20 protein-coding genes and 1 riboswitch are annotated in these 22,418 nt (G+C 36.0%); of the genes, 7 read left to right on the forward strand and 13 right to left on the reverse strand.

Going from position 1 to position 22,418, the window contains the following annotated elements; genetic code table 11:
- The 8 genes from SKM54_RS04755 to SKM54_RS04790 all read right to left on the reverse strand — a co-directional run bounded on the left by SKM54_RS04755 (position 1) and on the right by SKM54_RS04790 (position 9,030).
- The gene (locus SKM54_RS04755; RefSeq protein WP_154771643.1) at positions 1–909 is read right to left on the reverse strand and encodes an AEC family transporter; all 909 of its coding nucleotides are present in this window, start codon (positions 907–909) and stop codon (positions 1–3) included.
- 216 nt (positions 910–1,125) lie between these two features.
- On the reverse strand, positions 1,126–2,370 hold the full coding sequence (locus SKM54_RS04760) for a D-amino acid dehydrogenase (protein ID WP_154771642.1): 1,245 nt from the start codon (positions 2,368–2,370) through the stop codon (positions 1,126–1,128).
- A gap of 138 nt (positions 2,371–2,508) precedes the next feature.
- A riboswitch (glycine riboswitch) is annotated at positions 2,509–2,598 on the reverse strand.
- Positions 2,599–2,820: 222 nt separating this feature from the next.
- The gene (gene rodA, locus SKM54_RS04765) at positions 2,821–3,957 is read right to left on the reverse strand and encodes a rod shape-determining protein RodA (RefSeq protein WP_321087330.1); all 1,137 of its coding nucleotides are present in this window, start codon (positions 3,955–3,957) and stop codon (positions 2,821–2,823) included.
- A 111-nt stretch (positions 3,958–4,068) separates the two neighbouring features.
- On the reverse strand, positions 4,069–4,782 hold the full coding sequence (gene ispD / locus SKM54_RS04770; RefSeq protein WP_321094475.1) for a 2-C-methyl-D-erythritol 4-phosphate cytidylyltransferase: 714 nt from the start codon (positions 4,780–4,782) through the stop codon (positions 4,069–4,071).
- Positions 4,751–5,143, reverse strand: coding sequence for a septum formation initiator family protein (locus SKM54_RS04775; RefSeq protein ID WP_154771639.1), 393 nt, complete (start codon positions 5,141–5,143; stop codon positions 4,751–4,753). The genes ispD and SKM54_RS04775 overlap by 32 nt, the downstream gene beginning before the upstream one ends.
- Before the next feature lie 7 nt (positions 5,144–5,150).
- Complete coding sequence (gene eno / locus SKM54_RS04780) at positions 5,151–6,440, reverse strand: phosphopyruvate hydratase (RefSeq protein ID WP_154771638.1); 1,290 nt, start codon at positions 6,438–6,440, stop codon at positions 5,151–5,153.
- Positions 6,441–6,499: 59 nt separating this feature from the next.
- Complete coding sequence (gene kdsA, locus SKM54_RS04785; RefSeq protein WP_154771637.1) at positions 6,500–7,357, reverse strand: 3-deoxy-8-phosphooctulonate synthase; 858 nt, start codon at positions 7,355–7,357, stop codon at positions 6,500–6,502.
- Positions 7,358–7,389: 32 nt separating this feature from the next.
- Positions 7,390–9,030 (reverse strand): CTP synthase, encoded by a 1,641-nt coding sequence (locus SKM54_RS04790; RefSeq protein ID WP_154771636.1) that lies wholly within the window; start codon positions 9,028–9,030, stop codon positions 7,390–7,392.
- 227 nt (positions 9,031–9,257) lie between these two features.
- On the opposite strand from SKM54_RS04790, the gene SKM54_RS04795 reads away from it, so the two are divergent.
- Entirely contained in the window at positions 9,258–9,638 is a 381-nt protein-coding gene (locus SKM54_RS04795; RefSeq protein ID WP_154771690.1) for an internalin, read from the forward strand.
- 119 nt (positions 9,639–9,757) lie between these two features.
- On the opposite strand, the gene SKM54_RS04800 is transcribed toward SKM54_RS04795, so the two are convergent.
- Both SKM54_RS04800 and SKM54_RS04805 read right to left on the reverse strand, forming a co-directional pair.
- A complete protein-coding gene (locus SKM54_RS04800; RefSeq protein WP_321094477.1) occupies positions 9,758–10,159 on the reverse strand; it encodes a nuclear transport factor 2 family protein in 402 nt (133 codons plus the stop codon).
- Positions 10,160–10,263: 104 nt separating this feature from the next.
- Positions 10,264–12,288 (reverse strand): NADPH-dependent 2,4-dienoyl-CoA reductase, encoded by a 2,025-nt coding sequence (locus tag SKM54_RS04805; RefSeq protein WP_321094479.1) that lies wholly within the window; start codon positions 12,286–12,288, stop codon positions 10,264–10,266.
- 136 nt (positions 12,289–12,424) lie between these two features.
- Between SKM54_RS04805 and SKM54_RS04810 the strand changes: the two genes are divergently transcribed.
- From SKM54_RS04810 to SKM54_RS04825, 4 genes are all read left to right on the forward strand, one after another.
- Positions 12,425–12,964 (forward strand): PadR family transcriptional regulator, encoded by a 540-nt coding sequence (locus tag SKM54_RS04810; protein WP_321094481.1) that lies wholly within the window; start codon positions 12,425–12,427, stop codon positions 12,962–12,964.
- Positions 12,965–13,021: 57 nt separating this feature from the next.
- The gene (locus SKM54_RS04815; protein WP_321094483.1) at positions 13,022–13,942 is read left to right on the forward strand and encodes an alpha/beta fold hydrolase; all 921 of its coding nucleotides are present in this window, start codon (positions 13,022–13,024) and stop codon (positions 13,940–13,942) included.
- Positions 13,943–14,100: 158 nt separating this feature from the next.
- Positions 14,101–14,757, forward strand: coding sequence for a potassium channel family protein (locus tag SKM54_RS04820; protein WP_321094485.1), 657 nt, complete (start codon positions 14,101–14,103; stop codon positions 14,755–14,757).
- A 10-nt stretch (positions 14,758–14,767) separates the two neighbouring features.
- On the forward strand, positions 14,768–16,108 hold the full coding sequence (locus tag SKM54_RS04825) for a TrkH family potassium uptake protein (RefSeq protein WP_321087338.1): 1,341 nt from the start codon (positions 14,768–14,770) through the stop codon (positions 16,106–16,108).
- 66 nt (positions 16,109–16,174) lie between these two features.
- Here the strand turns inward: SKM54_RS04825 and SKM54_RS04830 are convergent, their stop codons facing one another.
- From SKM54_RS04830 to SKM54_RS04840, 3 genes are all read right to left on the reverse strand, one after another.
- Positions 16,175–17,236, reverse strand: coding sequence for a phospholipase A (locus SKM54_RS04830; protein WP_407061295.1), 1,062 nt, complete (start codon positions 17,234–17,236; stop codon positions 16,175–16,177).
- 91 nt (positions 17,237–17,327) lie between these two features.
- Positions 17,328–20,267 (reverse strand): insulinase family protein, encoded by a 2,940-nt coding sequence (locus tag SKM54_RS04835; protein WP_321094488.1) that lies wholly within the window; start codon positions 20,265–20,267, stop codon positions 17,328–17,330.
- A gap of 220 nt (positions 20,268–20,487) precedes the next feature.
- Positions 20,488–20,937 (reverse strand): GNAT family N-acetyltransferase, encoded by a 450-nt coding sequence (locus tag SKM54_RS04840; protein WP_321089712.1) that lies wholly within the window; start codon positions 20,935–20,937, stop codon positions 20,488–20,490.
- Positions 20,938–21,070: 133 nt separating this feature from the next.
- On the opposite strand from SKM54_RS04840, the gene SKM54_RS04845 reads away from it, so the two are divergent.
- Positions 21,071–22,075, forward strand: coding sequence for an adenosine kinase (locus SKM54_RS04845; protein WP_321087344.1), 1,005 nt, complete (start codon positions 21,071–21,073; stop codon positions 22,073–22,075).
- 15 nt (positions 22,076–22,090) lie between these two features.
- Positions 22,091–22,402, forward strand: coding sequence for a Rieske (2Fe-2S) protein (locus tag SKM54_RS04850; RefSeq protein WP_171501162.1), 312 nt, complete (start codon positions 22,091–22,093; stop codon positions 22,400–22,402).
- Positions 22,403–22,418: the final 16 nt, after the last annotated feature.

Here is a 22,418-nt window from a genome sequence, read left to right on the forward strand (position 1 = left end):
TTAAAAAATAAAATATAAAATGATTGGCAAACTCAAGGCAGCAACAACAGTTTGAATACTAATAATGCTCGCCATTAAACGACTATCACCACCCAATACCTTTGTTAGTATATAAGCAGATGATGCTGTAGGTAATGCAAAAAATAAAACAATAATTTGAGTTTCTAACTTTGGAATATTAAACATATAACATAATGCAAATGCCAGACTTGGCATAATAAACATACGCGCCAAAGTATTTAATGTAATTGGAAATAAATCTCGGCTTAAACCTTTAAACTGTAATGCCGCGCCTACACACATTAAACCTAATGGTAAACTGCATAATGCCAACTGCTTTAAAAAGCCTTCAAAACCAACCCAAAGCGTTAAACCTGAAATATTAAATAAACCACCAACTATGCACCCCATAATTAATGGATTTTTAAATAATGAAATAACAACATTTAAAGGTTTCATTTGATCTGCACTAGTTAAAGCCAATACAGAAAAAATATTCACAATAGGAATGCAAAATACTAAAATAATTGCAAAAAGTGTCATCCCTTTTTGCTGAAATAGTGATGCTACAACAGCTAAACCAATATATGTATTAAAACGTAAAATACTTTGTACATAAACGCCAAAACGTTCAGGTGATGTTTTATTGAATGCTTTAATTGAATAAAGAACAGTTAATGCAATCGCAAATGCAGCGCCAACAACAAGCATAATTTGATGAATTGCATTCGCATTAATTTCTGCAAATGCTAAATTTAAAAATAACATTGCAGGGAAAAAAATGTAGTAATTTACTTTTTCTGCACCTTTCCAAAATGACTCTTCTACAAATATTTTTTTCTTGAGTACATACCCCATTGCAATAAGCGCAATGAGTGGGAATAAAGATACAAAAATAAGTAAAGACATAAAATTCAATGCTTTTTCATTCTATTAAGATGAAAGTGTATATCAAAAATCACTTAATTTATCTAATTATGATTTTTTAATCATATAAAAATATTCAACATAAAATTGCATATTTACTGAACTTTATAATAAAAATAAAGCCTATGTTAGCAAGAACACAGGCTTTTATTGATATTGCTTTAGAAGTCTTGAAAGACCAATAAAGCACTTCATATTTTATACAGGATGTTTAGCAGCAATAATTTGGCTTACCATTGCTGCTGTTACCGCAGATAATGTCCAACCTAAATGTCCATGACCAGTGTTATAGAACACACGCTCACGTTTGCCTTCACGTACTACAGGCATCATATTTGGCATCATTGGACGTAAACCCGACCAAGGTACGGCATGTTCTGTAGACACATCAAAGTTACGATTTACCCAATCTACCAAAGGCTGAATTCGGTCTGCGCGAATATCACGGTTATATCCATTATATTCCGCAGTTCCTGCAATACGGAAACGATCTTCGCCTAAACGAGAAGTCACAATTTTTGCACTTTCATCTAATAAGCTTACCCAAGGTGCATTTTCCACACTCTTAGCATCGTTTAAATTTACCGTAATTGAGTAGCCTTTTACTGGATAAATATTGACACGATCACCCAACATATCTGCAAGTTGATAACTACCAACACCACCACAAACCAATACTGCATCAGCATTTAAAGAAACAGATTCTAAATCCTCATCGTTCATATTTTCATCACTTTTACTATAAATGACTTCAACACGATCTGCATGATGTTTTACATCTATTACATTGGTACCAAATAAATATTTAACACCATTTCGTTCCGTAACTTTTGCTAAACCTGTTGTGAATCTATGAATATCACCTGTCGCATCACCTGGACAGTAGAAACCGCCGTAGTAATCACCTTTTAATGTTGGCTCAATTTCCTTAATTTCTTGATTCGTTACACCGTGGCGTTCCAAACCTGCTTTACACAGCATATCATTTACTTTAATCGCGACATCATAATCATATTTATTATGATAGAAATGCAAAATTCCGCGTTTTTCTAAATTGAAATCGATTTTTTCTTCATCTGCAATTTCAAATAAACGCTTACGTGCAAGCAAAGCCAAACGTACTGTTTCATGCGTATTCGCTTCATAATGAGGAATATTAGCCATGAATTCGAATAGCCAACTGTATTTATGTAAGCTAAAAGATGGATTGAGCAAAAGTGGAGCCGATTTTTGCGACATCCATTTTATGCCTTTTAAAATGGTAGATTTCTGATTCCAAACTTCAGCATTACACGCTGAAAGCTGACCACCATTTGCAAATGACGTTTCCATTGCAGGATATAAATGTCGATCTAAAACAGTAACTTGATAACCAAGTTGTGAAAGTTCATAGGCCGATGTAACACCCGTAATACCAGCACCAATTACAATAATATGTGGCATAAGCACTCCTTTGGACGCTCTGTTCCTTGTGTATGCCCCATCTGTCATTTGTACCTGAGAGCTTCGATTCAGCATTTAAATAAATGATAAACCTTCCCCTTCGGTGAGTGCCTTTATATGCACTTCTCTCCAGATTTTTTGATTATTACAGTCCTTTTGCCTGAGAGTTTCCTGGGGTGTTGCTCCTTCGGCGAGCACGTCAATGTGCTTCTCTCCTGCAATAATCTATTATGTTATTTACGAGCAATTCTTATACCAATTTAAAATTTAAATTATTTTAATTTCTAAGATGTCTAATTTACGCTCAAACCAAGCTTATAGATTAAACAATACAAATTCAATAGCCCACTATTGAACTATTGTTACAACTTAAGTCGATAGTTTAAGACGTTTAATGTATTTTATAGATACAAAAAAAGCCCTGTTATAGGGCTTTTAGTTTCAGTTCTTTTATTTATGCGTATGAATAGACATCACAATTCCCATACTTGCAAGCAAGCTTACAACCGCTGTACCACCATAACTTAGTAGCGGCAATGGATCACCTGTTACAGGTAAAATTCCACTCACCATTCCAGAATTTAAAAATACAAAGAAAAAGAATGTTAGACCTATTGCACCCGCCATCAATCTTCCAAAATTATCGTAGCTATTCATACTGATATATAAACAACGGAAAATAATTGCTGCGTACAAACTAAATAGTAAAAACACACCAATAAAACCAAATTCTTCTGAATAGGTCGACAAAATAAAGTCTGTATGATGTTCTGGTAAATAACCTAAATGTGACTGTGTACCTTCAAGAAAACCTTTACCTAGTAAACCACCCGATCCAATTGCAATTTTAGATTGAATAATATTCCAACCTGCACCTAATGCATCTGCTTCAGGATCAAAAAGCGTCACAATACGTTTCTTTTGATATTCTTGAAGCACAAACATCCAAATTAAAGGCATTGTCACTGCAAATGCTGTGATTGCTCCACCAATTAATCGCCATGACATTCCGCTTAAAAACAGGACAAAAATACCCGGAATAATCAAACCAATATTTAAGTCTGGCTGTAATAGCACCAATACAAATGGCACCAACATAATAATAAGAGCAATAACAATATGTATAAATTTTGGTGGGAACGAGCGCTTTGCAAAATACCAAGCCATCATTAGTGGCATTGCAAATTTCATAACCTCACTTGGTTGCATACTTCCAATGCCGGGCAAAGTAATCCAACGTTTTGCACCTAAACGAGTTTCACCAATCACAAATATCAGTAACAGCATAAATATACCAAACAGATATAAATATGGACTTACAGCTTGGTAAACTTTTGGCGGAACTTGGGCACACAAAAACATAATAATGAAGCCACTACCAAAGCTAATCGCTTGTCTGAGTAGCATTCCAGAATCTGCGGCTGTTGCACTATAAACAACCATTAAACCCAAAGCAGCATTTAAAATTAAGAAGCACAATAACCACGGATCTAAATGTAATTTAGTCCATCTTGATGATTTTTCATTTATGCTTCTGCCGTCACGTAAAGCATGACGTAAAAAACGATACTGTTGCGATGGTATCATTGATATGCAATTATTTTAAAACTGAATGAACTGATTATATGGGCAATACTGATTGCTGTGAATCAGTATTAACAATCTAATGATTAATAATTGTTTTCATTATTCTATTTTTTAACTTTGTGACTGCAAAATCAGCGAAGCAAGCAGTAAATCATCAGGATATGTGATTTTAATATTGTCTGCGCGCCCTTGCACAACCTGTACTTCATGACCTGCGTATTCCAAAGCACTCGCTTCATCTGTAATAACAATGTTATGTGCTAATGCTTTTTCAATCGCACTCTTTAGCATTCCCAGACGTGCAATTTGTGGGGTTTGAGCTTGCCATAAATAATCACGACTTACAGTTTTTTCAATTTTAGGCTGATCAGCGACATACTTAAGCGTATCACGAACCTGAATAGCTAAAATTGCGTTCGTATTTTTTAAGATTGCTGTTTCAACCAATTGAATTAAAGATGATGAACTTACACATGGACGAGCAGCATCATGCACAAAAACCCAATCATCTTCAGAAGCAATTTCAAGTAAATATTGAAGCGCATTTAATACGGAATGAACGCGCTCTTGACCACCTAAACAAAAATGTGCTTTTTCTTTATTACTAAGCGGTAAATTTTTCGCAATATTATCTTGCTGACCAATTGCCAATACATAACCTGTTAAAGGCAATATATTTAAGCGTGCAATAGTATGCTCAAGAACAGTTTTATCTAATATGGTTTGATATTGCTTTAATTCTGTTTTAGAAAAACGACTGCCTGAACCTGCGGCAGGAATAATAGCCCATAGCTTATTCGGTTGGAGGCAATTCATCTGATTCATTAGTTTTTAAATCTGAATTTTGGTATGGATTTACATACAAAGGCTTATATTGCGTACTGATTGTACTCATTTGAATAAACGTTTCATGAGGTTTAATTAAACCTAAATCTAAACGTGCATGCTCTTCAATGGCTTCAACACCATTTTTCAAGTCATAAACTTCAGCAGCTAAAATTCGATTTCGTTCTTTTAGTTCAGCATTTATTTCGCGTTGTTGTTCTATTTTTTGCGTTAATTTCTGATGGTCTAATGCACCACCTTCACTAAAATAGTATGCATACTGAAACCCCGCAATCAAAATGATTGCGAGGCCCAATAACACTTTACTCGAAATTGAGTCGAATAAACGTAGTATTAACATAGAATGCTTAGTTTAAACCTTTAAACTCAGCTTTACCGCGATACGCAGCATTAGTCAATTCTTCGATACGAAGTAATTGGTTATATTTCGCTACACGGTCAGAACGGCAAAGTGAACCAGTCTTGATTTGACCAGCACCTGTACCTACTGCTAAATCAGCAATAGTTGAATCTTCAGTTTCACCTGAACGGTGTGAAATAACTGTAGAGTAACCATTTTCTTTAGCAAGGTAGATCGCATCTAAAGTTTCAGTCAACGTACCAATTTGATTGTATTTGATTAAGATAGAGTTACCTACTTTCTCATTAATACCACGTTGTAAAATCTTAGGATTTGTAACGAATAAATCATCACCAACCAATTGAATTTTGTCGCCAAGGATTGAAGTTAGGTAAGACCAACCTTCCCAATCAGACTCATCCAAACCATCTTCAATAGAGATAATCGGGTATTGGTTTACAAGACCAGCAAGGTAGTCAGAGAATTGGTTGCTTGTGAATGCTTTGTTGCCTTCACCTGCAAGAATGTACTGACCATCTTTGTAGAATTCTGAAGATGCACAGTCAAGCGCAAGCATAATGTCAGAACCAGCTTTGTAGCCAGTTTGACCAATTGCTTCAAGAATTACAGTAATTGCTTCTTCGTTAGAACGAAGGTTTGGTGCGAAACCACCTTCATCACCAACTGCAGTGTTTAAACCTTTTTTGTTTAAAACTGATTTTAAAGAATGGAAGATTTCAGCGCCTGCGCGTAAAGCTTCAGAGAATGAGTTAAAGCCAACCGGCTCAATCATAAACTCTTGAATATCAACGTTATTATCTGCATGTGAACCACCATTGATGATGTTCATCATTGGTACAGGCATAGTCAAAATTGAGTTATTGCGAAGGTTAGCAATATATTGGAACAAAGGAATTTTTTGTTCTTCAGCAGCAGCACGTGCAGCAGCTAAAGAAACTGCTAAAGTCGCGTTAGCACCTAATTTTTCTTTGTTTTCAGTACCGTCTAAAGCAATCATCGTGTTATCGATGTCTTTTTGCTCAAATACAGACTTACCAACTAAAGCATCACGAATTAAAGTGTTTACGTTGTTAACCGCAGTTTTAACACCTTTACCTAAGTAACGCGCTTTATCGCCATCACGAAGTTCTAAAGCTTCACGAGAACCAGTTGAAGCACCAGATGGTGCACATGCACGGCCAACCACGCCAGATGCTAAGATTACGTCAGCTTCGATGGTTGGGTTACCACGAGAGTCCAAAATTTCACGTGCACGAATATCAACGATTTGACTCATGAACAATTCCTCTGTTGATTAATAACAAGATGCTTTAGAAGGCATCATTATGTAGCTAATTAATGAGTATCTAGCTTTTTAAAGCCTTTTACCAAGGTATCTAATTCTTTAAGCTGAGCTAAGAATGGTTCAAGTTGCGACATACGTAACGCACATGGACCATCACACTTCGCTTTTTCAGGATCTGGATGAGCTTCTAAGAACAAACCTGCTAAACCTGTTGCCATACCCGCACGCGCAAGCGTAGTAATTTGAGCACGACGACCACCCGCAGAATCTTCACGACCACCCGGAGTTTGAAGTGCATGTGTTACATCAAAGAACACAGGTACATTCATCTCTTTCATATGATCGAAGCCAAGCATATCTACAACAAGATTGTTATAACCAAATGCCGAACCACGTTCACATAAAATTAGTTTGTCATTACCAGCTTCTAAACATTTATTTAGAATATGGCGCATTTCATGAGGTGCTAAAAACTGAGCTTTCTTAATGTTAATGATCGCTTGAGTTTTTGCCATCGCTTCAACCAAATCGGTTTGGCGACTAAGGAATGCAGGAAGTTGGATAATATCGGCAACTTCCGCAACAGGTGCAGCTTGGTAGGGTTCATGTACATCTGTAATGATAGGTACATTGAAGTGTTTTTTAATGTCAGCTAACCACTCGATGCCTTTTTCTAAGCCTGGGCCACGAAAAGAGTTCAAGCTTGAACGATTGGCTTTATCAAAGCTTGCTTTGAACACGTAAGGAATACCTAATCGTGTACAAATATCGACATAAGTCTCAGCAATTTCAAAAGCTAAGTCTTTAGACTCAAGTACGTTCATTCCACCAAATAATACAAATGGTAAATGGTTCGCCATTTGAATATCGCCAAGACTTACAATTTCTTGTGGTTTTAATGCTGACATTTAAACTTCCCTAGTCTGATCCTAAAACCCTATTATTTTGCTTTTTTGTATTGCTGTTTAGCAGCATCAATAAAGCTTGCAAATAATGGATGTCCATCACGTGGCGAACTTGTAAATTCCGGGTGGAATTGTACAGCGATAAACCAAGGATGTGCAGGAATTTCAACAGTTTCTACTAAACGTTGGATTGGTGAATAACCAGAAATCTTCATACCCTTTTCTTCAAGTGCAGGAATAAAACGGTTGTTCATTTCGTAACGGTGACGATGACGCTCTACAATTTCTTCAGAACCGTAAACTTCAGCAGTTTTCGTACCTGCAACCAATTCAGATTTTTGAGCACCAAGACGCATTGTACCGCCAAGATCAGAATCTGCGCTACGTTGCTGAACTTCACCACGTTCATCTAACCATTCTGTAATTAAGCCAATTAATGGTGACTTAGTAGAACGGTTAAATTCTGTAGAAGTTGCATCTGTAATACCTGCAACATTACGTGCATATTCAATTACAGCCAATTGCATACCTAAACAAATACCTAAGAACGGTACTTTGTTTTCGCGAGCAAATTGGATTGCTTTCATTTTGCCTTCAGTACCGCGCTCACCAAAGCCGCCAGGTACTAAAATTGCGTCAGCATCTTTCAACACTTCTGCAACATCTTGGCTTTCTAATTCTTCAGCATTTACGTAGTCAATTTGAACTTTAACGCGGTTTTTAACGCCAGCATGTAAAAGTGCTTCGTTCACAGATTTATAAGCATCTGGAAGTTCTACATATTTACCCACCATTGCAACACGCACTGTGTATTCAGGGTTAAGTAGCGCTTCTACAACGTTATCCCAATCTGAAAGATCAGCTTCAGGTAAATCGTTATAGCCAAAACGTTCGCAAATTAAATCATCAACATTTTGTTCGTAGAACGTACGTGGAATTTGATAAATTGAGCGAGCATCTTTACAAACAACTACTGCACGTGCTTCTACGTTCGTAAATAGTGCAATTTTACGTGTTGTATCAGCATCAACGTCATATTCTGTACGGCAGATCAAGATGTCTGGCTGAATACCAATAGAAAGCAATTCTTTAACAGAATGCTGAGTTGGTTTTGTTTTAAGTTCTGCTGCAGATTTAATGTATGGAAGCAATGTTAAGTGCATTAACATCGTACGCTTGTGACCAAGCTCAACCATTAATTGACGTACAGATTCCATAAATGGAAGTGATTCGATATCACCAACTGTTCCGCCAATTTCTACAATTGCAACGTCGTAACCTTCGCCAGCGCGAAGTACACGTTCTTTAATATTATCCGTAATATGTGGAATAACTTGAACTGTTCCACCTAGGTAATCGCCACGGCGTTCTTTGTTCAATACGTCTTGATATACACGACCAGATGTAAAGTTGTTTAACTTTGTCATCTTAGCACGACGTAAGAAACGCTCGTAATAACCCAAGTCTAAATCAGTTTCAGCACCATCCTCTGTGACAAAAACTTCACCATGTTGGAATGGGCTCATTGTCCCTGGATCGACATTAATGTATGGATCCATTTTGACCATGGTTACTTTTAAACCACGAGCTTCTAAAAGTGCAGCAACTGAAGCAGCTGAAATACCTTTACCTAGTGATGATACAACACCACCAGTAACGAAAATAAAATGGGTCATTGGATTTCTCATACAAACGAGCCTAAATCGGCTTACAATGTTGCATGATTTTACTTTACCTTGTACCCATAAAGCAAAGTCATTCCGCATCTATTCTTCGATCACTCGACAATTGATCATTTTATAGTCGTTTTTAAGTTTATGTCATTCCAATCATTTATAGGATTTTCATATTTTAATTTACTGTTATAATAATGAAATCCATTCAAGCCACTATTTTTACTATTATGAATAAAAAACTTTTAATTTGTGCGGCAATTGCTACAGGCTTATTATTAACTGCGTGTGTAAAAAAAGAAGCACCGAAAGATGAAGAGCAAAATGATGTTGCAACATCTGAGCCAGTAAATCTTCAACCGCTTGAAAAGCCTGATCAAGAAACATCTCAAGCTGTTTCAGAACCTGTTCAAATTGAACGTATTGAAACAGAAAACACAACAACTGAAATTCGTCGTTCTGTTCAAGATGCTGAGCAAACTCTAGCTACAGAAACTGAAACACCAAAAGTTGAAGCTCAACCAAAAGCAAACCGTAGCGCAAACTCTGAATCTGAAGATGAAGCAGTTCAAGCTGCAATTGCAGCCGCAATGCCTGCTCTAGAGAACTAAGTTGTAATTTTGTAATACATACTTATTTCATAATAAAAAACCAGCATATGCTGGTTTTTTATTATCTCAATGAAACTAAGCTATTCAATATAGATAAAAATTTCTTGCTTAAAACGAAGTTATTTCATGCTTTTCATACGTTTTCCCATAAGTTCAGCCAAAGCCTCCAAACCACTCTTTGGACGAATCATTACTTCAAAATCAACAATTTTTCCATGTTCATTAAACTGAATCATGTCAATGCCTTTTAATTTTTTCTCGCCAATATTTGCTGAAAACTCAAGTACGACATTCGCTCCATCTTCACTTAAAAACTCTCGATGATAAGTAAAATTTTCAAACACTTGAATCACATTACTCAAAATAAAAAATACAACCTGCTTACCTGAATATGGACTGTAAGCCACAGCCGATCTAAACACGACATCGTCGTCTAGCAACTCATTTAAAATAGACATATCACGTGTTTCTAACATTTCATGCCAACGTAAAATTGCTGTTTTTGTCATTTGAATTGTCATATAAATTCCTTTTTATTATGAACTTTAATATCGAATTTTGGAGGGATTCCATTACAGATAAACCCCTCCATTTTTAAATAGACATAAATATTCTATTCGTACATTTAAATTTTTGCAGCTAGTTCAGCACCTTGACGAATTGCACGTTTTGCATCTAACTCACCAGCTTCTTTAGCACCACCAATTAAATGAACGTTCTTACCTAAGCTTTCAAGTTGTTCATACATTGCCGTATAAGATTCTTGCCCCGCACAAATCACGATATTATCCACCTCTAAAAAAGTTGGATGATCATTCACAGTAATATGTAATCCACGTTCATCAATTTTGTTGTAACTTACACCCGCAATCATTTTCACATTACGATGTTTTAGTCCTGTACGATGAATCCAACCTGTGGTTTTTCCTAAGCCACCACCAACAGAACTTGCTTTACGTTGCAATAAATATATTTCACGTGGCGATTCTTCTACTTTCGCTGTTTTTAAACCACCTACATTTGAATAAGTCGTATCAATTCCCCATTCATCATAAAATTTTTCAGGGTTTAAACTACCACTATCACCTTCATGTGAAAGATATTCTGCTGTATCGAAACCAATACCTCCGGCACCAATAACAGCCACGCGCTTACCTACTTCTTTTTTATTTTTCAAAACATCTATATACGAAAGTACTTTAGGACTTTCTATACCTTCAATATCAAGCTTACGTGGTGTTACGCCTGTAGCAACAACTATTTCATCGTAATTTGAGTTTGCAAGTTCATTAAAAGTCGCAGAATGATGAAGCTTTAGAGTGATGTTTGGTTGCAATTCAATTTTACGTTTGAAATAACGTAATGTTTCATAGAACTCTTCTTTACCCGGAATAGTCTTAGCAATATTAAATTGACCTCCAATTTGGTTCGATGCTTCTAATATTGTCACCTTATGACCACGATCGGCTGCATAAGTTGCAAAACTTAAACCCGCAGGCCCCGCACCAACCACTGCAATATTTTTAGCTTGGCTAACATCTTTAAAAATAAGTTCAGTTTCAAAACACGCTCTTGGATTTACCAAACAAGAAGCAACTTTCATTGAAAAAATATGATCTAAACACGCTTGGTTACAGCCAATACAGGTATTAATTTCATCACTTCTACCTTGTTTTGCTTTCTCCATAAAAAATGGATCTGCAAGCATAGGACGTGCCATTGAAATCATATCTGCATGACCCGAAGCTAAAATATACTCTGCCATTTCAGGCGTATTAATACGGTTTGAGGTAATAAGCGGAACTTTAACCTCACCTTTAAGTTTTTCTGTTACCCAGGTAAATGCTGCACGTGGAACTTTCGTTGCAATAGTTGGAATTCGAGCTTCATGCCAACCAATACCCGTGTTAATAATGGTTGCACCTGCTTTTTCTATTTGTTTTGCAAGATATACAACTTCTTCAAATGTTGAACCACCTTCCACTAAATCCAACATAGAAAGACGATAAATAATAATGAAATTTTCACCTACTTCTTCACGTGTCCGTTTTACAATTTCAATAGGAAAACGAATGCGATTTTTATAGCTACCGCCCCATTCATCATCTCTGTGATTTGTACGAGCGGCAATAAACTCATTAATTAAATAACCTTCAGAGCCCATAATTTCTACGCCATCATAACCTGCGTATTGTGCTAATTTGGCGCAATTCACAAAGTCTGCAATAGTTTGATTTACTTCCGCAGATTTTAAAGCATGAGGCTTTGCAGGATTAATAGGTGCTTGAATTGCAGATGGTGCGACATTATCTGCCTGATATGAATATCGACCTGTATGCAATATTTGCATGGCAATTTTACCGCCAGCCTCATGAACGGCTGTCGTAATGACTTTATGTTTTTCTGCTTCTGCTGTTGTATCTAATTTTGAGCCACCCGCAAATGTAACACCTGCATCGTTAGGTGAAATTCCGCCCGTTACAATTAAAGCCACGCCACCTTTTGCACGTTCTGCATAAAATGCTGCCATACGGTCAAATCCCCCAGGTGCTTCTTCCAATCCTACATGCATAGAACCCATTAACACTCGATTTTTAAGCGTTGTAAAACCCAAATTTAAGGGTGCTAACATATTTGGAAAGTTTGACATATATACTCCTTGGCGAGCTTCATGCTGGCTATTTTTATGTTTAATGCAACTTGTTGCATACTTTTATATTCGAGATTTGATTTTTATGCAACATGTTGCATAATAAAACACATGAAAAATTACGCGTTGTAAACTTATGTCTTTAGCACATGTTTTACTCACTAGCCTCTTAGAAAAACCAAGTACGGGCATTGAACTTGCTCGACGCTTTGATCGTTCTATGGGTTTCTTTTGGAATGCAACGCATCAACAAATATACCGTGAATTAAATGCAATGCTCAAAAAAGGTTGGATTTCTACCCTTGAAGATTCTGACTATATGGGGCGCAGTAAAACCTATCAAGTAGAATTATTAGGTCGAACCGAACTTGCAGACTGGATGCTTAAGCATAGCGAGCCCGCACAACTACGCGAAGAGTTAATGGTTCGTTTACGTGCAGAAGCACAATTGGGTGGAAATACTGTATTATCAGAGCTTGAACAGCATTTAGTAATACATAAAGAAAAATTAGAAACCTATCAACAAATTTTTGCTAAAGATTTTGATCATACAAACAATGAAAGTCGCACCCTATATATACATAAAATGATTTTACAATTGGGCATAGACTTAGAGATTGGTTGGATAAAATGGCTTGAAGAAGTAATTCCTGAGCTTAAAAAATTTAATGATTAATTTTATTTAGCAGTTTTCATAATGCTCTAAAGCAGTTTCCAATAAAAGGATAATGTAATGCCTTATTACACTATGCAAGATAATGAAAAATTATATGTTCGTGAATTTGGGCAAGGTCAACCTGTATTGGTTTTATCTGGTTTAGGCATGCAAAGTTGGCAATGGTTGCCCTTTTTATACAATTTAAAAAATAAATATCACTTTATTATTCCAGATTGGCGCGGTTTTGGTCGTTCAAAAAATTGTGCTATCCCAAAGATTGATGCTATTTCAAGTCATTGGCAAGATTTAAGTACACTTATAGAAACTAAACAGCTTAAGCAATTTAAAGTTATCGGATATTCCATGGGTGCAACAACTGCCATGCATGGCATGAAATATGGCAACTTATCTCAACATTTACAAAGTTATTTACACATTGACCAAACACCCAAAATCTCTATAGATGAAACGTGGCAATATGGTTTGTACGGACAAAAACAACCTGAATTTAAAAGATTATTAAAGCAAATTTCTTCATTTTTGAATGATCATTCCTATTTACAGACCTTTGAAAGTTTAAGTTTAGAAAAGCGCCAAATGTTGTTAAAACTATGGTCAGAATTTATTGCCTTTCAATCGAGCAGTAAAATCAGCCCTTTTTTATTTAAACTTGCGCTTAATAAACCCAAACTTCAAAAATATGTTTTACCTATTCATCGTTTAGATTATTTAGCTTGGTATATAAATAACTATTTGTATCACAATGAAGATTATCGTCATGAAATTTCAAGTTTAAGTTGTCCGACTACATTTTTCAGTGGTGAGCAATCGACTTTATATCCTGTAGAAGGTCAAACTTTAATTGCACGAAGCGTAGAAAATTCACAGCAAATTATCTTCAAAAAATCAGGTCACACACCTCTTATAAGTGAACCTATAAAATTCACGAAAGAAATACATCAATTCTTAAAAGCAGATATTGGTCTTAAACTTTAAAAATAACTATTAAGATCTACATTAATTCGCTATATTTTTAATCTAAGTACATATAAAACAACATACTTTATTAACATGTTTCACCTATAGTGAATGGTATGAATACGCTAAGATTCACAACAATTTCACCTTTGCACAATATAAATTAAGGAAGAACTATGGCACAGTTTGCTGTCATTGGATTAGGCAGTTTTGGCGCAACAGTTGCAACAGAACTTGTTGGCTTAAAACATGATGTTATTGGCATTGATATTGAAAAAAAATATGTAGAAAACATTTCCGATGTGCTTACACACTCTGTTATTGCCGATGCAACCGATGAGCATGTTTTAGATGAACTCAATATTACCCAATGTGATGCTGTAGTGGTTGCAATTGGTGAAGACATTGAAGCCAGTATTTTATGTGTGTTACATCTTAAAAATTTAGGTGTAGAAAAAATTTGGGTAAAAGCAAAATCTAAAGCACATCACATGATTTTAACTCACTTAGGTATTTGTAAAATTATTCATCCTGAAGAAGATATGGGTGTTCGTGTAGCGCAAAGCCTGAGCTATCCAATGGTAAGCCGTTATATGGCGCTCAATGATGACCATTATTTGGTTAAAGTTGAAATTACAGAAAACTTAGCAGGTACACGCTTTCATAGCGTAATGGATCATGTTCCTGAAGTTCGTGCAATTTTGCATAAACGTGAACAAGAAATTATTTATAGCATTGACCCAAATTTAATTTTACAAGATGGCGATGTATTGGTTATTGAAGGCTCTATAGAACCTTTGCGTCGTTTATCTAAACACTTTACTGCAAAATAGGAATATTCCTATGAAGCAATTTCGTAATAAACAAAATAATACAGTTAATTTAAGCCCACCAAGTTTATTGGCACTAGGATTTCTAAGCTTTATTATTTTGGGAACTTTTCTATTAAAGCTTCCTTTTGCAAATCACGGCGATTTATCTTGGTTTAATGCCTTATTTACCGCAACTTCGGCAGTCACCATTACAGGACTTTCTGTAGTAAATGTAGGTGAAACTTATACCGTTTTTGGAAAAGTGATTATTATGATGCTTATTCAATGTGGCGGTTTAGGTTTTATGACCTTTGCCATATTGGCAGCGTTAAGTTTGTCTCCAAAAATTGGCTTAAAACAACAAGTTATGGCGCAAGACACTATTGGGCAAACCAGTTTATCTAAAGTGTCATTTACCATTAAAGGTGTACTGCTTTATTCATTATTTTTTGAAGCCATTGGCACGGTTATTTTAACCATCGCATGGATGGAAGATTACGACTTTGCTAAAGCTTTTTTCTACGCCGCATTTTATAGTGTTTCCGCTTTTAATAATGGTGGATTCTCTTTATTTCCCAATAGCTTAATGAGCTTCCACGACAAGTACTTTATTACCTTTACCATTAGTATGTTGTACATTATTGGCGGTATTGGCTTTGTAGTACTCATGGATATTAAACGTGCCAAACGTTGGAAAAAATTGTCTGCAAATAGCAAACTCATTATTTCAACTATTGCAGGTTTGAACTTAGTTGCATTTATTCTTTTATGGGCAATTGAAGCAAATAATCCATTAACTTTAGCACCAATGAGTATGGGCGATCAGGCTCTAAATGCTTGGTTCCATGCCACAGTTCCCCGCTCTTCAGGCTTTAACAGTTTAGAACTGAGTCATATGAGTGATGCTTCCACCCTTGTTACCATGATTTTAATGTTCATTGGTGGTGGTTCTTTAAGTACCGCGGGTGGTATTAAAGTTGGAACCTTTATTATTGTTGTGTTAAGTGTAATTACCTTTTTAAGGCGCTCTGAAGAACTTCGTATTTTTAATCACTCTGTAGCAAAAGCAACATCATTTAAAGCACTCGCTGTGGTTTCAATTACGGCAATTTTAATTTTTATGGGACTATTTAGCTTATTACTCTTAGAACCTAATCATCATTTTTTAGACTTACTTTTTGAAGCTGTTTCTGCTGCTTGTACGGTAGGTTTATCACGAGGGATTACAGGTGAATTGCAGCCTGCTAGTTTATTTATTTTAATGTTGCTCATGTTTGCAGGCAGGTTAGGTCCTTTAACCTTGGCATATTTAATTGCAACACCTAAGAAAAGTCGCATTAAACATCCTCAAACAGATATTCAAATTGGTTAATTTCCGCTAATTAAATCATTAAAAAGCCACTTATTTAAAGTGGCTTTTTTACATCTAAATTTTTAATTAATACCAATCGAGTAAAGACACACCTAAACCAACATAAGTTGCTTTGTGGTTATAGTCGATTAAGCTTTCACCATAACCATGAAACAATTGAAATTTACCACGCAAACGCCCGCTAATTGGGAAGTTCCAATCGAACTGAGCCGCACCACGTGAATCATCACCGCCTTTTAAGCTATGACGTAGCATCAAACTAAAATCTTGATCTTTATAACGATAAAATGCGGTTAAATCACCACGACCAATATAATTTTCAATATCTGGATTATTGTCATCCTCGGCATTTTCAGAAATTCTGAACCAAGGGCGAACAATCATTGCAAAGTTTTCTCGTTCAAAACCAACATTCACAATGACACGATTCCAACTACGTGACCAAGGATCTGAACGACCATTCGATTGATGGTTAAAAGTTAATCCCAATAAACGACCATTTAAACCAAACATTTCGTAATTTGTACGGAACATTAAACTCGCTTCAGGTTCGTAATTGGTTTCACGAAATGGACGAGATTCATCGCTGTTATACATTTGCCAACGAGATGATTGCGTATAACCCACCCATAAATCACCGTTATTGCCAAAAATACTTTCAAATGCTTTGGTTTTTAATGAAAGTTGATATTTCATTTCCGTTGAATCTAAAGGCATAGCTTCATCGGGACTAATTACATTTTGTGGATTACCGCTTGTAGGCTGTTCATGCTTCTTAGATGTCCAAAATGCGGGAAGAACATATACAGGCTGATATGCGCGAACTTGCCATGTACCAAGTTTACTTTCAGGTGAAAGCTCCCAACGGCTATCTAACAAAGATGTATTTGGAGTAAATGTTGCCGCTTCTACAGCAACAACATTGTTCTTAATTTTATCTGCGAAGCTATCTGTTTCAGAACTTAGTGAAAGTGCTGCTTCACGCTCTGAAACCAATGGCTGAACATCTGTAGTTGGAACTTTAAATAGCGCATCATAACAAGCGAGTCGATCTGCATTCGATTGTAATGCCACACATGCATCTGCACTTGCAGGCGAAATTTCACCTGCTGCATGAAGTTGCATCATAGAAGCAGATCCAAGTAAAACTGTACTTAAACCCAATACAACTGGCTTATTTTGAAATGGCATTTAAAGCTCCTCTTATAATTTTATTGGCTTAATTAACTTGCTTAATTTCAAAACCAAGTTCTTGCAATAATTCACGTTTTGCAATTGGCGCAACAACTGACTTAGAAGGCTTTTGCTGACGTAAATATACATCTGCAACACGTTTTAAGTCATCTAAATTCACAGCCAATAAACGCTCACGCAATTGCGCTCTAAATGCAGGTGTACGCGCATGTAATAATGAATAACATGCTGTAATTGCTTCACCCGCAGGAGAACCTGGTTTATCCATGCTTGCAATTAAGCCCAAAATCGCTTCTTCAAGCTGATGCGGTTGTTGTTCTGCATTAAACAACCAATCTACACTTGCTTCAAAGTCTTGGAATGTTTCAGCTAAACGTGGGTCACGGTAGCTATAGAAGCGGAATGAACATGCATTACCGTCATAGCTTGCACCACCACCATAAGCACCGCCTTTTTCACGAATAGCACTATGTAAGAAACCATTACGTAAATACGCAGCAAGCACCATCAATGGCGCAGCATCAGGATGTGACACTTCTACCGCAGCATAAGCAGATGAACAGAATTGAACATTCGCTTGAATCAACCATGCTTCATCATTCTCGCTATTTTCAAAATTCACTTGAGTAAGTTCAGCATCAATTTGATCAATGGCTAACTTATCCCAAACATTTTGGATTTCTTCAATTAAACGATCAGATTGATGTTCTTCACAAACCAATAAGAATTGTTTTGGTGCTTTCAATAAACGGTTATGAATCACTTTTAATTCTTGAATAAGGTGATTATAAGCAGCTTCATCATTTTCGATTTTGCTTACTAATTCGCCCAACCAATTTAATGCGCCTAAACCTGTTGTATTGTAATCACGTAGCGCTAAAGCACTGTGGTTACGCCCTGCAATTTGCATTGCATAGCTATGACCCGAACCAGATAAGCGTGAAGACCAACGTGTTTTACGTTGCTGTAAAAGCTCAAGAATGCGATCTTTTTCATCGAAACGTAATTGTTCAAAAGCAACTTTCAATAAGCGAATTGCTTCTAAGTTATTCACTAAAGATTTCGTTGTTAGCGTCAACCAAGCTGTAATTTTACCTTTATCGTCCACTTTAGAACGTAAAGATGCACCCATACCAATGCCACCGCTTACCGCAGTTTGCAATTGTTGTAGTTCTAAATAACCGTATTCACCTGCACCAACTTCGCCCATTAAAATAGACATTAAGTTGAAGTATGGAGATTTTATAATTTCATCTGGAATTTGAATAAGCACTTGGTTGTAATAAATACCATTTGTACCAGCATGATATAAATTCAACGGTGTATCTAAACGATTCGAAATAATTTCACGTAATTGACCTTGAACAATATGCATTTGTGCAGGCACATCTTCTAAGCCAACTTTAGGCAATAAGTTCAAATCATCTGGTGTATCTTGACGAATTTTTAAAGCCTCAGTTTGTGCAATAATTTCAGCTTTATCTGCTTCTGTTAGTTTTGCACCAATTTCAACTAAACGTGCTTTTTCTTCTTCGGCTTCTTTTGCAGATTTTGTTGCATCAGGCACTAAAGTCATTTGCACACGATGTGGATTATCAATTAAATGTTCTTTAATTAAGTTAGACAACCACATTGGGTCTTTTAACTCTTCTTTTACATTGGCAATTGCTGTATCTACATCCCAAACATCTACAGGGTCTGAATGATGAATTGCGCTGCTTAAGCCATTTAAAATTAGGCTTAAACCATACGGCATACCATCGCCATTAATTTCACGTTGATGCAATTCAATTTGATGCAAAATCGCATCAACCATTTGTGAATCTACAGGTTTAGATGCAACATCTTCTAGAACTTTAAATACGCCATTTTTGAATTCTTCAGCATGTTCAGGATTTGAACCTTGTACGCCACAATAGAATGTCATTTCATAGTTAGAATCATCTACGCCCATAATTGGGCCTGTAGATTGTGCGTATCCACAAGTTTCTAAGTAATGACGCAATGGTGATGCAGAATCTTCAAGTAAAATACCTTCGACAAGACGCATGCCTAAACGAATTTTAATGTCGCTTGCCTGTGGCAATAACCAAGAAATAATGTGATAAGTCTTGTCTTTTAAGTCTTCAGCATCTACAGCATAGGTTTCTGTTACTGCAATTGGCGCTGCTAAACGTGTTTCAGGCTTAGAATGAAGCGTTTCACCTTTATCGAATTTAGACAAAGCCAAAGTTTCAAATTGCTCTTGAAGCTTGTGTGCAGGCTCATTACCAAAAGTCATAAACACTGCATTACTTGGATGGTAATGTGACTTATAGAAACCTACTAACTCATCGTAAGTTAAGTCAGGAATATCTTTAGGATCACCACCTGAATTGTAGTGATACGTTGTTTCAGGGAATAAATGATGTGCCAATTGATGGTACAACTGATCTGAAGGTGAACTCATTGCACCTTTCATTTCATTAAATACTACGCCTTTATATACAGGCTCACCATTTTCTAGCTCAATACGAATACCTTCTTGCGCAAAATCTAAAGGATTTAAATTTGCTGCAAAAGTTGCATCTAAATAAACTGAAAGTAGGTTTTGAAAGTCTTTTTTGTTTTGCGTTGCAAATGGATACGCTGTCCAGTCTGCCGATGTAAACGCATTCATAAAGGTATTTAATGAACGACGAATCATTAAAAAGAATGGGTCACGTACAGGGAATTTTTCAGAACCGCAAAGTGCAGTATGTTCAAGAATATGCGCTTCGCCTTTTGAATCCATAGGTTGTGTGCGAAAAGCAACGAGAAACACGTTTTCATCATGATTTGTTGCTAAGTGATAATGCACTGCACCTGTCACTTTATGTTTATATTCGCATACTAATATGTCTAAGGCTTCAACATGGTGTTGACGTACCAACTGAAACGCTGGATGAACAGTTTGAGTAATAGTTTCAGTGACATCTACAGTCATGTGATCTCCAAATTTAATGCTTTTTTAAGTGTGGCGATTATACCTTAAAAATGCCTTTAAAATGTCACAATCTCTGTATTCCTAGTTTTTTACTGTGTATTTGAAATTTGATTTTTTAGAGAGATGAAATGAATACATTTATTGAATGAATGATTTTTTTAATAAGATAAAAATGAAAACAGCATTACGAGTACTTCACCCGCAATGCTGTTTTATACAACTAAATTAAATATTTGAAATAGTTATAATTTGGATGATTTTCTACAAAAACATAGTTCATTTTTTGATAAAAATTAGCAGCAGATTTTATCTCTGTGTTTAAACAAAGTGCCGAAAAATTCGCAATTGCTTTTTTCTCTAAATATTGAAGTAGCTGTTTACCTACGCCATGCTTTCGATATTTAGGCAAAACATAAAAACGACGCACACGCCCAATACGTGTTTCAATATCTTGTTCATTCCATTGCAAATTTAAGCCGCCACATGCAATCAACTGACCATTATCATAAGCCATTAATAAAAACTCATTCGGTTTATCAAACCTGTTTTTACCACTTTCAAATTCTTCAATCATGCGCGTAACAAACTCAAACCCCTCTTTATTGGCTTGTTGCGCAAGCTTTGAAATTGCTTCTGGTAATTCTTTCACTTCTTGAATTTCTATCTTCATATTATTTCCAAAAACCATCCTATGAATAATTAGACCAATACTTCCATTAAATGTTGAATTTTATTCATGAATCTATTGCTATCTTGAGCATTGGTGTAAACTCACCATTTTAAATATTTACGTGATTAAAAACATGGCAACTGTTGATCTTTTTGCAATTGGTAACGCATTAATTGACCAAGAATTTAAAGTCTCTGATGACTTCCTTATTCAACAAAACTTGCAAAAAGGCACCATGCAACTAACCGATGGTGAAACACAAGCAAATTTATACAACAACTTACTCAAAACTCAAAGCTATAAAGGTCAAGCTTCGGGTGGTTCTGCTGCAAATACGACTGTTGCTTTCAGCGCATTAGGTGGTTCAGCTTTTTATGCTTGCCGTGTAGGTAATGATGAACTCGGTTCAATTTACTTAAATGGCTTAAACGATGCAGGTATCACAACATCTACTAAGTCTATTAGTGAAGGTGTTACAGGTACTTGCATGGTATTAGTGAGCGAAGACTCTGAACGTACAATGCATACATACTTAGGTATTACTGCTGAACTTACAGATGAACAAATCGACTTTACACCATTAAATACAGCAAAATGGTTATATATTGAAGGTTATTTATCTACAAGTGATACTGCACGTTTAGCGGTAAAACAAGCACGTGAAATTGCAAAAGCAAATGGTGTAAAAATTGCGTTAACATTATCAGATCCAGCAATGGTTCAATATGCACGTCAAGGCTTAAACGAGCTACTAGACAATGGTGTAGATTTGTTATTCTGTAATGAACAAGAAGCTTTAATGTATACAGAAACAGACAATATTGATGCAGCTTTAGCTAAATTAAAATTACTTAGTCAGTCTGTTGTCATTACATTAAGTTCAAAAGGCGCTTTAATTTCAAATAGCCAAAGCACATTTACAGTTGCAGGTCGTGAAGTTGTTGCCGTAGATACTAATGGTGCTGGTGATGCATTTGCTGGCTCATTCCTTTATGCTTTAAATGCAGGCTTAAACGAAAAAGCTGCTGCTGAAATTGCTGTTCTAATTTCAAGCCAAGTGGTTGCACAATTTGGTCCACGCCTTGCTGTTCACCAATATACCGAACTTCTTAATACTTTTAATCAGGAAGCTGTTTAAATGAATAGAATTTGCATGATGGAAGATGTTCCAGAACGTGAAGCACGTTCATTTGAAACATCCGATGGAGATAATATTTTTGTGACACAACGTGATGGTGCATTTTATGCTTATCAAAACTTGTGCCCACATTTACAAGTTGAACTTGAATATCTTGAAAATCAGTTTTTAGACCGTGAACAAGAATATATTGAATGTTCTACACATGGCGCTTTATTTCTTGTAGAAACAGGTGAATGTATTTCTGGCCCATGCCAAGGACAATCACTTGAAAAAGTAGATATAACAGTACATTCTGATGGTGGAATTTACTTAACCGAAGAATAATTTTAAAGGTTTTCGC

This window comes from Acinetobacter faecalis (genome assembly GCF_034187745.1).
GTDB lineage: Bacteria > Pseudomonadota > Gammaproteobacteria > Pseudomonadales > Moraxellaceae > Acinetobacter > Acinetobacter faecalis.

What these genes read in the sequence shown, in the direction of transcription:
- SKM54_RS04820 (WP_321094485.1), top strand. Translation starts at nt 14,101, where the DNA reads ATGGCACAGTTTGCTGTCATTGGATTAGGCAGTTTTGGCGCAACAGTT.
- eno (WP_154771638.1), bottom strand. Translation starts at nt 6,440, where the DNA reads ATGAGTCAAATCGTTGATATTCGTGCACGTGAAATTTTGGACTCTCGT.
- SKM54_RS04795 (WP_154771690.1), top strand. Translation starts at nt 9,258, where the DNA reads ATGAATAAAAAACTTTTAATTTGTGCGGCAATTGCTACAGGCTTATTA.
- SKM54_RS04775 (WP_154771639.1), bottom strand. Translation starts at nt 5,143, where the DNA reads ATGTTAATACTACGTTTATTCGACTCAATTTCGAGTAAAGTGTTATTG.
- SKM54_RS04815 (WP_321094483.1), top strand. Translation starts at nt 13,022, where the DNA reads ATGCCTTATTACACTATGCAAGATAATGAAAAATTATATGTTCGTGAA.
- SKM54_RS04790 (WP_154771636.1), bottom strand. Translation starts at nt 9,030, where the DNA reads ATGACCCATTTTATTTTCGTTACTGGTGGTGTTGTATCATCACTAGGT.
- SKM54_RS04845 (WP_321087344.1), top strand. Translation starts at nt 21,071, where the DNA reads ATGGCAACTGTTGATCTTTTTGCAATTGGTAACGCATTAATTGACCAA.
- ispD (WP_321094475.1), bottom strand. Translation starts at nt 4,782, where the DNA reads ATGAATCAGATGAATTGCCTCCAACCGAATAAGCTATGGGCTATTATT.
- rodA (WP_321087330.1), bottom strand. Translation starts at nt 3,957, where the DNA reads ATGATACCATCGCAACAGTATCGTTTTTTACGTCATGCTTTACGTGAC.
- SKM54_RS04825 (WP_321087338.1), top strand. Translation starts at nt 14,768, where the DNA reads ATGAAGCAATTTCGTAATAAACAAAATAATACAGTTAATTTAAGCCCA.
- SKM54_RS04755 (WP_154771643.1), bottom strand. Translation starts at nt 909, where the DNA reads ATGTCTTTACTTATTTTTGTATCTTTATTCCCACTCATTGCGCTTATT.
- SKM54_RS04850 (WP_171501162.1), top strand. Translation starts at nt 22,091, where the DNA reads ATGATGGAAGATGTTCCAGAACGTGAAGCACGTTCATTTGAAACATCC.
- SKM54_RS04810 (WP_321094481.1), top strand. Translation starts at nt 12,425, where the DNA reads ATGTCTTTAGCACATGTTTTACTCACTAGCCTCTTAGAAAAACCAAGT.
- SKM54_RS04760 (WP_154771642.1), bottom strand. Translation starts at nt 2,370, where the DNA reads ATGCCACATATTATTGTAATTGGTGCTGGTATTACGGGTGTTACATCG.
- SKM54_RS04840 (WP_321089712.1), bottom strand. Translation starts at nt 20,937, where the DNA reads ATGAAGATAGAAATTCAAGAAGTGAAAGAATTACCAGAAGCAATTTCA.
- SKM54_RS04835 (WP_321094488.1), bottom strand. Translation starts at nt 20,267, where the DNA reads ATGACTGTAGATGTCACTGAAACTATTACTCAAACTGTTCATCCAGCG.
- SKM54_RS04805 (WP_321094479.1), bottom strand. Translation starts at nt 12,288, where the DNA reads ATGTCAAACTTTCCAAATATGTTAGCACCCTTAAATTTGGGTTTTACA.
- SKM54_RS04830 (WP_407061295.1), bottom strand. Translation starts at nt 17,236, where the DNA reads ATGATGCAACTTCATGCAGCAGGTGAAATTTCGCCTGCAAGTGCAGAT.
- kdsA (WP_154771637.1), bottom strand. Translation starts at nt 7,357, where the DNA reads ATGTCAGCATTAAAACCACAAGAAATTGTAAGTCTTGGCGATATTCAA.
- SKM54_RS04800 (WP_321094477.1), bottom strand. Translation starts at nt 10,159, where the DNA reads ATGACAATTCAAATGACAAAAACAGCAATTTTACGTTGGCATGAAATG.